General features: G+C 72.9%; 14 protein-coding genes. 6 read left to right on the top strand and 8 right to left on the bottom strand.

Going from position 1 to position 13,297, the window contains the following annotated elements:
• Positions 1-13: 13 nt before the first annotated feature.
• Positions 14-1,771 carry a glycoside hydrolase family 2 protein gene (locus tag BAY60_RS25495; protein ID WP_245992810.1) on the top strand — a complete coding sequence of 586 codons (1,758 nt, stop codon included), beginning with the start codon at positions 14-16 and terminating at the stop codon, positions 1,769-1,771.
• Here BAY60_RS25495 and BAY60_RS25490 read toward each other — a convergent pair.
• The 5 genes from BAY60_RS25490 to BAY60_RS25475 form a co-directional block, all read right to left on the bottom strand.
• Positions 1,738-2,160, bottom strand: a complete 423-nt coding sequence (locus BAY60_RS25490; protein ID WP_245992809.1) for a hypothetical protein — start codon at positions 2,158-2,160, stop codon at positions 1,738-1,740. The genes BAY60_RS25495 and BAY60_RS25490 overlap by 34 nt on opposite strands.
• 95 nt (positions 2,161-2,255) lie before the next feature.
• Entirely contained in the window at positions 2,256-3,752 is a 1,497-nt protein-coding gene (locus BAY60_RS25485; RefSeq protein ID WP_112283668.1) for a 1,4-alpha-glucan branching protein domain-containing protein, read from the bottom strand.
• Positions 3,749-4,516 carry a class I SAM-dependent methyltransferase gene (locus BAY60_RS25480; protein WP_112283666.1) on the bottom strand — a complete coding sequence of 256 codons (768 nt, stop codon included), beginning with the start codon at positions 4,514-4,516 and terminating at the stop codon, positions 3,749-3,751. The genes BAY60_RS25485 and BAY60_RS25480 overlap by 4 nt, the downstream gene beginning before the upstream one ends.
• Positions 4,517-4,538: 22 nt before the next feature.
• Positions 4,539-4,712: a hypothetical protein gene (locus BAY60_RS37300; protein WP_170160552.1), complete on the bottom strand. Its 174-nt coding sequence runs from the start codon at positions 4,710-4,712 to the stop codon at positions 4,539-4,541.
• 76 nt (positions 4,713-4,788) lie between these two features.
• Complete coding sequence (locus tag BAY60_RS25475; RefSeq protein ID WP_112283665.1) at positions 4,789-5,628, bottom strand: DegV family protein; 840 nt, start codon at positions 5,626-5,628, stop codon at positions 4,789-4,791.
• Positions 5,629-5,875: 247 nt separating this feature from the next.
• Between BAY60_RS25475 and BAY60_RS25470 the strand changes: the two genes are divergently transcribed.
• The gene (locus BAY60_RS25470) at positions 5,876-6,661 is read left to right on the top strand and encodes an electron transfer flavoprotein subunit beta/FixA family protein (RefSeq protein ID WP_112283664.1); all 786 of its coding nucleotides are present in this window, start codon (positions 5,876-5,878) and stop codon (positions 6,659-6,661) included.
• A 17-nt stretch (positions 6,662-6,678) separates the two neighbouring features.
• Entirely contained in the window at positions 6,679-7,638 is a 960-nt protein-coding gene (locus tag BAY60_RS25465) for an electron transfer flavoprotein subunit alpha/FixB family protein (RefSeq protein ID WP_112283662.1), read from the top strand.
• A gap of 86 nt (positions 7,639-7,724) precedes the next feature.
• Here the strand turns inward: BAY60_RS25465 and BAY60_RS25460 are convergent, their stop codons facing one another.
• The gene (locus BAY60_RS25460; protein WP_112283660.1) at positions 7,725-9,011 is read right to left on the bottom strand and encodes a hypothetical protein; all 1,287 of its coding nucleotides are present in this window, start codon (positions 9,009-9,011) and stop codon (positions 7,725-7,727) included.
• A gap of 183 nt (positions 9,012-9,194) precedes the next feature.
• Here BAY60_RS25460 and BAY60_RS25455 point away from each other — a divergent pair, with 183 nt between their 5' ends.
• On the top strand, positions 9,195-9,965 hold the full coding sequence (locus BAY60_RS25455; RefSeq protein ID WP_112283659.1) for a GNAT family N-acetyltransferase: 771 nt from the start codon (positions 9,195-9,197) through the stop codon (positions 9,963-9,965).
• Positions 9,962-10,846 (top strand): lysophospholipid acyltransferase family protein, encoded by an 885-nt coding sequence (locus tag BAY60_RS25450; protein WP_112283657.1) that lies wholly within the window; start codon positions 9,962-9,964, stop codon positions 10,844-10,846. The genes BAY60_RS25455 and BAY60_RS25450 overlap by 4 nt, the downstream gene beginning before the upstream one ends.
• A gap of 19 nt (positions 10,847-10,865) precedes the next feature.
• On the opposite strand, the gene BAY60_RS25445 is transcribed toward BAY60_RS25450, so the two are convergent.
• Complete coding sequence (locus BAY60_RS25445) at positions 10,866-11,639, bottom strand: aminoglycoside adenylyltransferase domain-containing protein (RefSeq protein WP_112283655.1); 774 nt, start codon at positions 11,637-11,639, stop codon at positions 10,866-10,868.
• A gap of 52 nt (positions 11,640-11,691) precedes the next feature.
• Between BAY60_RS25445 and BAY60_RS25440 the strand changes: the two genes are divergently transcribed.
• Complete coding sequence (locus BAY60_RS25440) at positions 11,692-12,480, top strand: tryptophan 2,3-dioxygenase (protein ID WP_112283653.1); 789 nt, start codon at positions 11,692-11,694, stop codon at positions 12,478-12,480.
• A gap of 1 nt (position 12,481) precedes the next feature.
• Here BAY60_RS25440 and BAY60_RS25435 read toward each other — a convergent pair whose 3' ends face one another.
• Complete coding sequence (locus BAY60_RS25435; protein WP_245992808.1) at positions 12,482-13,234, bottom strand: alpha/beta fold hydrolase; 753 nt, start codon at positions 13,232-13,234, stop codon at positions 12,482-12,484.
• Between the last annotated feature and the right edge of the window lie 63 nt (positions 13,235-13,297).

Below are 13,297 nucleotides of genomic sequence, written 5' to 3'. Positions count from 1 at the left end.
AACATCGATGCCGATGCCGACACAACTATCGCTGTCCACGCCCTGGACGTCGCAGGTCAGCCCGGACAGCCCCCTGCCGGAACACCCCCGCCCCCAGCTCGTGCGCCCCCGCTGGCGCAGCCTCAACGGGCTCTGGGAGTTCACCAGCGGTCTCCCGGGCGAGCCCGAGCGTCGCGGCGAGCGGATCCTCGTGCCCTACCCACCGGAGTCGCTGCTGTCCGGCATCGGCCGCCGCGCCGAGCGCCTGTGGTACCGGCGCACGTTCGACGTGCCCGCCGACTGGCTCACCGGGCGGGTGCTGCTGCACTTCGGCGCCGTCGACCAGCAGGCCGCGGTGTGGGTCAACCACCAGCTCGTGGCCGAGCACGAGGGCGGCTACACGGCCTTCAGCGCCGACATCACCGCCGCGCTGCGCCCCGAGGGCGAGCAGGAGATCGTGGTGCGGGCCGTCGACACCGGCAACAGCGGCACCTTCCCCGTCGGCAAGCAGGCCAACCGGCCCGAGGGCATCCTCTACACCGGCGCGTCGGGCATCTGGCAGACCGTGTGGCTGGAGGCGGTGCCCGACGTGCACGTCACCTCGCTGGAGATCGGCTCCGACACGGCGGGTCTCGACATCACGGTCCGGGCCACTGGCGGCGAGCGGGTCGAGGTGGTCGCCTCCGAACGGGACGGTGCCGAGGTCGCCAAAGTCACCGGCGCACCGGGGGAGCGGGTGCGGCTGGACATCCCGCGCCCGCGGCTGTGGAGCCCGGACGACCCGTACCTCTACGACCTCACGGTGCGCGTCCTCGACGGCGAGGGCCGCGTCCTCGACGAGGCCGCCTCCTACGCGGGCCTGCGCTCGATCGGGCTGGTCGCCGACGCGCAGGGCAGGCCGCGCATCGCCCTCAACGGGCGGGTGACCTTCCTGCACGGCCCGCTCGACCAGGGCTACTGGCCCGACGGGATCTACACCGCGCCCACCGACGAGGCGCTGCGCTCCGACCTGGAGGTGACCAGAAAGCTCGGCTTCAACACCGTGCGCAAGCACGCCAAGATCGAGCCGGCCCGCTGGTACTACTGGGCCGACCGGCTCGGCCTGCTGGTGTGGCAGGACATGCCGTCGCTGCCGGTGGTGCTCGACAACCCGCCCGGCCCGCAGGCGCCGCCCGTCACGCGGGCGCGGGAGCGGTTCGAGGCCGAGCTGTGGGAGATGCTCGCCCAGCTGCGCAGCTGCACGGCCATCGTGGTGTGGGTGCCGTTCAACGAGGGCTGGGGCGAATACGACACGGCCCGGCTCGCCAAGGAGGTGAAGGCGGCCGACCCGGCCCGGCTCGTCGTCGCCGACAGCGGCGTCAACTGCTGCCATTCGCATCCCGACTCCGGCGCGGGCGACATCTACGACGACCACACCTACGTCGGGCCGGGCCGGCCGCTGGTGCGGGACGGCCGGGCGACGGTCGACGGCGAGTACGGCGGGCTGGGTCTGGTACTCGACGGACACGTCTGGCCCGGCGACCCGCTGGCCTACGAGATGACCGGCAGCCGGGAGGAGCTCACCCGCCGCTACACGGAGGTGAGCGCAGAGCTGGAGGAGGTCGTGCGGGCGCTCGGCCTTTCCGGGGCCATCTACACCCAGACGACGGACGTGGAGAACGAGGTCAACGGCCTGCTCACCTACGACCGCAGGGTGGTGAAGCTGGACCCGGAGGCGGCGGCCGAGCGCAACCGCGCGGTGATCGCCGCGGGCGGCGATCAGACCACCACGAGCCCGAACACTCCCGAGTAGGCCGAGGCGTAGAGGTGCGTCTCCGGGTGGTAGACGCGCAACGACAGCGAGGCCGACAGGCTGAAGCTCAGGCTGAGCGAGAAGCCGCCGTTGGGCCTGCACCAGCCCGTGCTGACGTCCACCCACACGCCCGCCTGCAGCTTCTGCACGATCACCGGCTCCAGGCCGCCGGAGTCGGAGCGGGCGCCGGGCACGACGTCGAGCTTGCCCTTGATCTTGACCTTCTCACCCGCCTTGACGACGTCCTTTTCGGCCTTGGCGTGCACCTTGACCTGCCCCTTGGGGCCGGCCTCCGTGGCGCTCGCCGCCGTCGTCGGCACGAGGACGACCAGGCAGGCGAGCAGCGCGGCGACGAGACGGAAGCGGCGGGATACGGCTGAAGCTTCCATAGTGGAAGTGGAGCACGCATGTCCCGGGCACGAGACCGTGAATACCGCTAATGGTCACGCGCTCCACCTGCGTGGGTGACGCGGCTCGCGCTCGCTCAGGCCAGTCCCCGCGCGTCGAGCCTGCCGAAGGGGTGGGCCAGCGCCCGCAGCTGCGCGGCCCGCACGCCCGCCGCCGGGTCCCCCGCCCGCACCAGCGTCGCCAGCTCGTCGAAGCGCTCGGTGTGCTCGCGGGCGCGCCTGCGCGCGTAGTCGGCGGCGGAGTCCTTGGTGACCATGAACGCCCAGTCGCTGGACAGTGCGAGCAGGGCCTCGGTGACCACCTGGTCCAGCACCGGGCTGCGGACGTCGCGGGGGATCGGCAGGGCGAGCAGCCGCCGCTGGAGCGCGGCGTTGTCCCGGACCATGTCCCCGACCTGCTCGCCGTCCCACACGCGCCAGTCCTTGCCGGAGCCCCACGACGAGGCGGGCAGCTCCACCGGCCCCGCCACGTGCCCGGCCTCGGCGGCGCCGCGCAGCGTCGTCACCCGGACTCCGGCCTCGGGCAGCGCCCGCAGGATGCCCTCCAGCCACGCGGGCCCCTCGTGCCACCAGTGCCCGAACAGCTCGGTGTCGTAGGCGGCCACCACCAGTGACTCGCGGCCGTGCCGGGCCCGCAGCTCCCGGAGCCGGGACACCACGGTGTCCACGAAGTCCTTGACGTGCAGGCGCACCGTGTCGGCGGCGAGCGCCGGGTCGTAGGGCGCCTTGTCCTCCGGTGCGATGTGCTTGCCGGTGACCCGCGACGGCTTGAGGCCCACCTCGTGCGCCCAGGTGTGGAAGTCGCGGTAGGCGCCGTTGCCGGGGTAGCCCGCCTTCGGCGACCAGACGCGGTAGGTCACCTCCAGGTCGCGGCCGAAGCACACCACGTCGGACGCGCCGACCGTGCGGGCCGCCGAGGTGTCGCCACGCAGCGAGGGGCCGTCGACGAGGAACCGGCGCACTCCCGCAGCGGCGTAGCCGGCCTCCATGCCCGGCGCGTAGCCGCATTCCGGTGCCCAGATGCCCTCGGGGCGGTGGCCGGTCCGCAGGGCCGTGTCGGCGAGCCCGGCGCGCAGCGCGAAGTCGCGCACCCGCTCGTCGAGCAGCGGCTGGAACGGATGCGTCAGCGGCCCGCCGAGCAGCTCGACGATGCCGGAGTCCACAAGCGACCGCAGGATGGGGGAGAACCCGTGCCGCCACCGGGTTTCGAAGTCCTCGAGCGAGCGTGAGGCCGTGCGGTGCTCGGCGGCGGCGAGGTCGGCCAGCAGCTCCCGGCCGCGCCACAGCGTCGCCGCGTGCTCCGCGCGCAGCTGCCAGTCGCCGAGCCAGTCGTGGAAGGCGCGCAGGCTGTAGGGGTCGTCGAGCTGGGCGGCGAGCACCGGGGTGACGCCGAGCGTGAGGACGTCACGCCTGCCCTCGTCGGCGAAGCGGCGCAGCAGGTCGGCCACCGGCAGGTAGGAATGCGCCCACGCCTGGTACAGCCACTCCTCGCCCACCGGCCAGCTGCCGTGGTGTGCCAGCCACGGCAGGTGGCTGTGCAGGACGAGGCAGAAGGTGCCCTCGGGATCGGTCACGGCCGCACCGCCACGGCGACGAGGTCGAGGCTGGCGTCGAGATCGGCGCCGTGGACGGTGAAGTCCGCCGCCGTGATCGAGGCGATGTCGGTCAGCAGCGGCTCCGGCCACACGGCCTGCCCCGGCAGCTGCCCCATGACGACGGCCAGCTGGGCGTCGATGATCGAGCCGCCGTAGCGCTCGTCGAGTGCCCGCACGGCGGGGCCGTGGTGCAGGCCGTGCAGCCGCTCGACGGCGAATCCCGCCTCGCGCAGCAGCTCGTCCAGTTCGGACGGTGCGAGTTCCCTGGTGTGGTAGGGATTGAGCGGCGTGTCCGAGCCGGGCGTGAAGGTGAGCCGGTTCGGGGTGGTGACGAGCAGCCTCCCGCCGGGACGCAGCACGCGGCGGCACTCGGCCAGGAAGCCGAGCTGGTCCCACAGGTGCTCGATCACCTGGAAGTTGGCGACGACGTCGATCGTGGCGTCACCGACCGGGAGAAACACCAGGTTCGCCCGCACCGGATCGGTTCGCGGATAGCGGCGCCCGACGTGGGCCGTGGCCTGCTCGTCGTAGTCCACCGCGAGCACGCGCGCGGCCTTCCCGGCGATGAGCGCGGCGCCGTAGCCCTCGCCGCAGCCCGCCTCCAGCACGGTCGCCCCGGCGCAGTAGGGCAGCAGCACGTGGTAGGCCGCCTCATGGCGGCGGAACCAGTAGTTTTCCTCCGGTACGCCCGGCACTGTCCGCTCGCCGGTGAGGTGCAGGGCCTGCGCCCGATCGGTGGTCACTGCCGGAGGGTAACGGCCCCGCTCACCGGGCCGGGGGCGGTGGTGTGCCCTTTCCCTTGCCGCGGAGCTTGGCGATGGTGTCCTTGGCCTGCTGGCGGGTGCGTGGGTCGTTGGCCATGCGCTTTGCCTGCGAGATCATCCGCTTGCCCTGCGGCGACTTGGCGAACCGGGCCACCTTGCTGAACAGCGATGCCATCGTGGTCCTTTCGGCGGGGACGATGCGTCCAGTGCGTCGTCCGTCCAACGTACCTGGCCGGGCGTGGGTTCGGTGTTCACGCCAGCGGCGCCACCGTGACGCCCAGCGCGCCCGGCCCGACGTGGGCGGCGATGACGGTGCTCGCGGGTACCAGCAGGATGTCGTTGATGCCGGGGATGCGTGACCGCAACTGCTGCACCATCGACATCTCCCGGTCCGACGGCGTCGCACACGCCACGGCGACGTCCACCTTCGCCTCACCCGCCCGCTGAACGGCCAGGTCGGCGATCCTCGCCAGCGCCCGCCTGCTGCCCGGCACCCTGGCCAGTGGTGCCACCTGGCCGCCGCTGACGGTGAGCAGCGGTTTGATCGACAGCGCCGTGCCGAGCAGGGCCGACGCGGCGCCGATCCGGCCGCCCCTGCGCAGGTACTCCAGCGTGTCGACGTAGATCAGCTCGCTGCTGGCCTGGCACCGGCGCTGCGCGGCGTCCAGCACCCGCTGCACCTGGCCCCCGGCCGCGGCCGTGCGGGCCGCGGTGAGCGCGGTGAAGCCGAGGCTCATGCTCGTGGTGCCGGTGTCGATCACGTACACCGGCACGCGCACCTGCTGTGCGGCCTCCCGCGCGGCGTCGACGGTGGCGGAGAGCTTGCCGGAGATGTGCAGGCTGACGATGGCGTCGGCGCCCGCGCTGACGGCGTCCTGGTAGGCCCAGAAGAAGGCGCCCGGGTCGGGTGGTCTGGTGCTGACGGGCCGGCCGGCGCGGAGGAGTTCGATCAGCTCGGTGCGGTCGAACCGGGACTCGTCGTCGAGGCGGCCGTCGACCTCGATCTGTACCTGGACCAGCGCGATGCCCCACTGTGCCGCCAGCTGGTCCGGGATGCAGGCGGTCGAATCGGTGATCACTGCTACGGGCACGACGGCAGGTTAGCCCCTGTAACCACCCATTAGAAGTAGCGCGTTGCGACTTTCGGACCTCGGACGCACACCTGGGGTAGATCATCGGTGGCCGGAAGGCGACGACCTGGCGATGCCGCGGATCTATTGGGACAATAGTCCCAGTAGATCGCCATTCCAGGTGAAGGCGGTCACCTCGGCGCGCCAAGCGCCGCGAATGGCAATACGCTACCGCCCAGTAACGACCTGCGTGCGCCGAAGGAGATCCATGACCAACATCGTTGTCCTGGTCAAGCAGGTGCCGGACACCTACTCGGAACGCAAGCTCTCCGAGAGCGACCACACTCTGGACCGGGAGTCCGCCGACGCGGTGATCGACGAGATCAACGAGCGCTCCGTCGAGGAGGCGCTCAAGATCAAGGAGGCCGGCGAGGGTGAGGTGACCGTCCTCTGCGTCGGCCCCGACCGCGCCACCGACGCGATCCGCAAGGCCCTGTCCATGGGCGCCGACAAGGCGATCCACGTCTCCGACGAGTCGCTGCACGGTTCCGACATGCTGGCCACCGCGAAGGTCCTCGCCGCCGCCATCGGCAAGGTCGAGGGCGTCGACCTCGTCATCGCCGGTAACGAGGCCTCGGACGGCCGCGGCGGTGCGGTGCCCGCGATGCTCGCCGAGCTGCTCGGCCTGCCGCAGCTGACCCACGTGCGGCAGCTGACCGTCGAGGGCGGCTCGGTGAAGGCCGACCGCGAGACCGAGGAGGGCATCACCCACCTCGAGGCGAACCTGCCCGCGATCGTCAGCGTCACCGAGAAGATCAACGAGCCGCGGTACCCGTCGTTCAAGGGCATCATGGCCGCCAAGAAGAAGCCCGTGGAGACCCTCACGGTCGCCGACCTCGGGGTCGACTCCGGCGAGGTCGGGCTCGGCAATGCGTGGTCGACCGTGCTGGAGGCTTCGCCGAAGCCGCCGCGCACGGCGGGTGAGCGTGTCGAGGACGACGGCGACGGTGGCACGAAGGTCGCCGAGTACCTCGTGGCCCAGAAGCTCATCTGAGACAAGGAGACGAACTCATGGCTGAAGTACTGGTGCTCGTCGACCACGTCGACGGTGAGGTCAAGAAGGTCACCTACGAGCTGCTGACCGCCGCCCGCACGCTGGGTGAGCCCTCCGCGGTGGTCGTCGGTGCTCCCGGTACCGCGGGCAAGGTCAAGGAGTCGCTGGCCTCCTACGGCGCGGCGAAGGTCTACGTCGCCGAGTCCGACGACGCCGCGGGCTACCTGGTGACGCCGAAGGTCGACGCCCTGTCCACGGTCGCCGAGCAGGCCTCACCCGCCGCCGTGCTCGTGGCCGCCACCTCGGAGGGCAAGGAGATCGCGGGCAGGCTCGCGGTGCGGCTGGGTTCCGGCCTGCTCGTCGACGCCGTGGGCGTCAACGGCGACGGGTCGGTGGACCAGTCCATCTTCGGTGGCGCGTTCTCGGTGAAGTCCAAGGCCGCCAAGGGCATCCCGGTGATCTCGGTGCGCCCCGGCGGCGTCGAGGCCGAGGCCGCCGACGGCGCGGCCGAGGAGGTCTCCGTCTCGCTGCCCGCGGTGGACCCCGCCAAGTCGGCCAGGATCACCGGCGTCGAGCCGGTGGTCGGCGGCGACCGGCCGGAGCTCACCGAGGCCACGATCGTCGTCTCCGGCGGCCGTGGTGTCGGCTCGGCGGAGAAGTTCGAGGTGGTCGAGAAGCTGGCCGACGCGCTCGGCGCCGCGGTCGGCGCCTCCCGTGCGGCCGTCGACTCGGGCTACTACCCGGCCCAGTTCCAGGTCGGGCAGACCGGCAAGACCGTCTCGCCGCAGCTGTACGTGGCGCTCGGCATCTCCGGCGCCATCCAGCACCGCGCCGGCATGCAGACGTCGAAGACGATCGTGGCGGTGAACAAGGACGCCGAGGCGCCGATCTTCGAGATCGCCGACTTCGGCGTGGTGGGCGACCTGTTCAACGTCGCCCCGCAGCTGACCGAAGAGGTCGCCAAGCGCAAGGGCTGAGCGCGGCCCCACGCGACGCCTGAGCCGAGGCCACCGGGTCCGTCCCGGTGGCCTCGGCCGCGTCCGGGGTTCGCGGGCGCGCCCGCTCAGTCCGTCCTCGGGTAGACGAGCAAGTCGTCGCCGCCGTCCTCGGAGAAGACGCCCACGCCCGCGCCGATCAGGCTCGGGACCACGGTCTTCTCGCCGAGTGGCCTCGCCTCGGCGGTGGTCAGCGAGACGGCGACGGGGGTGTCGCCGGTGTCGCCGAAGGCGGTGCCGTCGTCGGCCACCGAGGTCAGCTGGATCTCGCGGCGCGTGTCGGTTTCCCCGAAGCAGCGGCCTTCCCCTGTCTCGAGGTCGAATCCGACGAGGTCGAAGATCAGGTAGCGCCCGTTGTCCGAGAGGGCCGGGCGCACGTCGACGGGGTTGCCGTAGCCGTCGCCGCGCTGCTCGCAGGTGACGGACGCGACGACCTCACCGGTGCGCCCGTCGTGCACGGCCCACACCCGCTGGGTGCCGGAGATTCCCTCCCGCACGGGCCACGCCGCCACCACGGACTCGCCGTCCGGGCTGCCTGCCACCTCGACCGTGGCCGAGCCCTCCCGGGGGCTCGCGCCGGGCGGGACGACGTCGTCGCTGAACCAGCCGCCCGGCACCCAGAACGCCTCGGTGCCCTGGACGAGCGGGCCGTTCACCGTCACCCCGACGACGTGCGCGCGGTCGTTGCACGAGCCGATGAGCTGACCGCATTCCCGCGGTGCCTGGATCCGCTCGTCGCCGTCGTAGGGCGTCGTCTCGCCGGTGCCCACGTTCACCACGGTCGCGCCGTTCCGGTATCGGACGAGGAACGTGCCGTCGCTGCCCAACTCGTAGCCGCTCGCCGTGTGGGGGACCGTGATCTCGTGCCGGGCGGCGACGTCGTCGCCCGACGAGTCCGCGTCGTATACGTGGAGGCGCGTGACGTCGGAGGCCTTGTCGAGGCCGTTGTCCCCGCCCTCGGTCCCGCTCGTGGCGAGCACGACGTACTCGTCGTCACCGTCGTTGACGACGAACGGCAACGCGTCCACCTTGCCCTCGGGACGCGGCACGGGCCCGCCGGTCCAGCGCACCGTTCCGGTTTCGGCGTCGTGCGCCGCGACGTGCGAGGTGCGGCCGTCGTGCGTCGTGCCCCGCACCACGACCAGCCCCGCGCGTGGCGCCATGACAGGCCTGGCGAACCGCGTCCCGTCGGCTCCTTCCCGGATCGCCCAGCCGCGCGTGTTGTCGAAGCCCTCGGGCACGCTCACCTGGGGAACCGGCGCCGAGCCGGACACCGGGGCCGGGCGCCCGGCCCCGGTGCCCTCCGCAGAGCTGCCGCAGGCGGCGACCGCCAGGACCAGCACGGAGGTGGTCAAAGCAATGGCACTGCGTTTCCCCAGCACGACGCCTCCAGCAAGATCAGGATGGACGGTGTCTCTGGGACGCGGCCCGGCATCGTGGGGTTCCGCCGGCAGGCTGCTCGTAATTCACGCACTGTCCACGCATCGGTCACGGCCGCAGTCCCGCCCGGTTTCCCTCCGGCCGCGACGATCGTGTCCATGACACGGTCGCAGCTACTTGTCAGCACTGACCGGACGGGCGAGGACGCGGCGGGGTACTCGCTGCTCGTCGCCAACGACAACGACGAGGTGCTCGCCGCCCAGCGACTGCGCTACCGCGTGTTCGCCGAGGAGATGGGCGCCGCCCTCGAATCCCGGGTGCCCGGCGTGGACGTCGACTACTACGACGCCTTCTGCGACCACCTGGTGGTGCGCCACGACGCCACGGGCGAGATCGTCGGCACCTACCGGATGCTGCCGCCGGAGCGGGCCGCGCGTGCCGGGCAGCTCTACGCCGACACCGAGTTCGACCTCACCGCGCTCGCCGGGCTGCGCGGCTCGCTGGTGGAGACCGGGCGCTCGTGCGTCGACGCCGCCCACCGCACCGGTGCCGTCGTGAGCCTGGTGTGGGCGGGCATCGCCCGGTACATGCTGCTGTCGGGGCACCGCTACCTGGCCGGCTGCGCGTCGGTGCCGCTCGCCGACGGCGGCCGGCTCGCCGCCGGGGTGTGGGACCTGGTGCGCGCCAAGCACTACGCGCCCGCCTCCCAGCGGGTGGCGCCGCTTCACCCATGGCGCGCCGACGACGTGCCCAGGCCCGTGCGGCCCACCCTGCCGCCGCTGCTGCGCGGGTACGTGCGTCTCGGCGCGCGGGTCTGCGGGCCGCCCGCGCACGATGCGGACTTCGGCGTTGCCGACTTCTTCGTGCTGCTGGACCTGCAGCAGGTCGACGCCCGCTACCTCAAGTTCTTCCTCGGGGCCGACCTGTGAGTCACGCCTGGATGCCCGCCTCGCCGTGCGGCGACGGTTGCCTGACCTCCGGCGACCCAGAGGTGGGTCCCGCGCGCCGCGCCGCGCGGCTGGCCGCCGCGGCCGGGGTGGTCCCGCTCGCGCTGCTGGTGGCGCCTGCGCTTGTCGCCCTGCGCAGGCCTGCCAGGGAACGCCTCGTGCGGCTGGTTTTCCGGGGCGTGCTCGTGGCGTTCGGAGTGCGGCTCGTCGTGCACGGCAGCCTCGACGGCGCCGGCCGCGGGGCACTCGTGGTGAACAACCACATCTCGTGGCTCGACATCATCGGCATCAACGCCGTGCGCCCGATGCGGGCGCTGGCCAAGAAGGAGATCGCGGGCTGGCCGGTGCTCGGCGGGCTCGTCTCCCGCTCCGGCGCCCTCTACCTCGACCGGGAACGGCTCTCCACCCTGCCCGCGACGGTGCGCGAGCTGGCCGAGGCGCTGCGCGGCGGTTCGCTGGTCAACGTGACGCCCGAGGGCACCACCTGGTGCGGGCGCGCGTCCGGCCGGTTCCGGCCGGCCGCGTTCCAGGCGGCCATCGACGGCGGCGTGCCGGTGCGGCCGGTGGCGTTGCGCTACCGGCTCGCCGACGGCCGCGAGACGACCCGGGCCGCGTTCATCGGCCCCGAGTCGCTCATCGCGTCCTTGCGCAGGGTGTCCCGGCTGCGGGGACTGGTGCTGGAGCTGTTCGTGTGCCCGGAGCTGGCGCCCGGCCGCGCGCGCGACCGCGCCGAACTGGCCGCGCTGGCCGAGGCGGCCGTGCACGCCGCGCTCGGCACCGACGCCGTGCTCCTGCCCCGGACGGCCGGCACGGCGACACCGACGGCCACCACGGCGACGCCGACAGCGGACACGCGACGCTGACGTCACGGGGCCGTGGCGGTCAGCCGTGCCGCCCGGCCCGCTCGGCGAGGGCGTGAGCCAGCGCCCGCACGCGCGGGGTCAGGCCGGTCCAGTCGTCGCGAGCGGCGCCGAGATAGCCCGCACTGGCACGCTTCAGCAGCTCGCGGTCGGTGCCGGTGAGCGTGAGCGCCACCGCCTCGGCCGCGGCGTCCTTCGATACGATCCTGCCGGTCTCCAGCGTGACGAGGATCCGGGCGAGAGTCAGCAGCACGTTCCGTTCGTCGCCGTCGATGTCCTCCAGCAGGTCCGGGACGACGGCCAGCACCGCACGGTGCAGCAGGGCGCGATCGACGGGTCCGGCCACGTCGCCGAGCACGGGCCCGCGCAGCACCCGGTGCGCCGTGTGGGCGGCGGCGAGCAGCACCACGACGTCGGGGTCGTGCGCCGGCCGCGGCAGGTGACCGTGCACCAGGTCCGCGCGGAGCCACTCGCCGTACTGGAAGTCGCGGCGGGGCCACGCGCTCAGCCGCCGCGCGTCGTCGGCGACGATGCCGGTCAGCTCGATCGGACGGCGTCCGGCGGCATCGGGGAAGCGGCCCGCGTGTCCCCGCCACCCGGACACCTCCAGCAGCAGCGACACCAGCGCGGCGCGCTCGGCCGTGGTGAGCGACCGGCGGGTGAGCAGGAGCAGGTCGACGTCGCTGTCCGGCCGCAGGCCCGAGGTGGCGGCGGAACCGCAGAGGTAGACCCCGGCGACCTCACCGGGGTCCTGCCGGTCCAGCTGATCGAGCACCGGCGCGATGGTGTCCTCCATGGCGGGACACGCTAACGGCCCGCGCCGGCGACCCGGCGCTAAGCTCGCGGGCATGGCCGGTGACGAGCAGCACGCCTCGCTGACGTACACGTCCTACCTGGCGCTCGACGAGGTGCTGCGTGCGCAGCGCCCGCGGTCGGCGGAACACGACGAGCTGCTGTTCATCGTCATCCACCAGGTCTACGAGCTGTGGTTCAAGCAGCTGCTGCACGAGCTGGCGTACCTGCAGCGCAGGCTGGAGGACGGCGACACCCCGCACGCCGTGCGCACCCTGCGCCGCGTCCTGACCATCCTCAAGGTCGTGGTCGCCCAGATCGACGTGCTGGAGACGATGACACCCAGCCAGTTCACCACGTTCCGCGCGCGGCTGGACGCGGCGAGCGGCTTCCAGTCCGGTCAGTTCCGCGAGCTGGAGGCCGTGCTCGGCAGGCGCGAGCGCGCCGTGTTCGAGCACTATCCCGAGGGCAGCCAGGCGCGGGAGCGCATCGCCGCCGCGATGGCGCGGCCGTCGCTGTTCGACTCGTTCCTGACCTACCTGCGCGCCCACGGCTACGACACCCCCGCCCGGCCCGACGTCACGCAGCCCGCGGGACCCTCCGACGCGGTGCAGCGGGAGTTGCTGCGGGTCTACCGCGACGACGCCGGGCCCGCCTCGGTCTGCGAGCACCTTGTGGATCTCGACGAGGGCGTGCAGGAGTGGCGCTACCGGCACGTGAAGATGGTCGAGCGCACCATCGGCGACAAGCCCGGCACGGGAGGCTCCTCCGGCGCGGCCTACCTGCGCACCACCCTGTCCTCGCCGGTGTTTCCCGACCTCTGGGCGGTGCGCGCCGAGCTGTGACTCAGCAGGCCGCGGCGAGCCGGTCGAGCAGCGGCCACAGGGCCGCGGGGTCCTCCACGTGCGCGTTGTGCCCGAGCCCCGGCAGCACCACCGGGTCGGGCCGCAGGTCGCGCAGGTGCTCGGCCGGGCACATCGGGTCATGCTCCCCGGCGGCGAGCACCACCTCGGCCCGGCACGCGGCGAGCAGCCCCGTCATGTCCGGCGCGCCGACGCCGAACGCGCGGTGATCGACGGTCAGCGACCAGCCCTCGCCGTCACGCCGGACGCCCGCGTCCACGGCCGCATCCTCGTCGGAGCGCTCGGCGAGAAGCCCGGTGAGCCCGGCGCCCCGCAGCCAGCGCTGCGCCGCCTCCTGCCTGCTGCCGAACACCCGCGCCGGCCTCGTCGCGACCGCGGCGGCCCTGGCCAGCTCTTCGGACGACCAGCGCACCTTGATGCCCAGCCCGCACACCGCCGCGACCGGCACCCCGAACCAGCCGGTCGCCAGCGTCAGCGCGAGCACCCCGCCCAGCGAGTGGCCCAGTGCCACCACCCGCCTGCCACCGGCGGCGGGGACGACGGCGTCGGCCACCGCCGCGGCCATCCCGCCGAACGAGTAGCAGGCCAGGCCGGCGGCCTCGCCGTGTCCCGGCAGATCGGGGGCGAGCCAGTCGCCGGGCCAGCGGGCAGAGAGCTGTCGTTCCAGGCCGCGCCAGACGTGGCGGTTGGCGCCGAGGCCGTGCAGCAGGAGCAGCAGAGGTCGCTCATCGGTCACGAACACAGATGGTGCCCGATGCCGGTGGCAAATCCGGCCACCGCGCCCTAAGTTGAGCTGCAC

Origin of the sequence: Prauserella muralis, assembly GCF_003202285.1 — a bacterium.
GTDB classification, from domain to species: Bacteria; Actinomycetota; Actinomycetes; order Mycobacteriales; family Pseudonocardiaceae; genus Prauserella_B; species Prauserella_B muralis.
The sequence above is the reverse complement of the archived record's forward strand: the minus strand, read 5'-3'. Positions and strand labels throughout refer to the sequence as shown.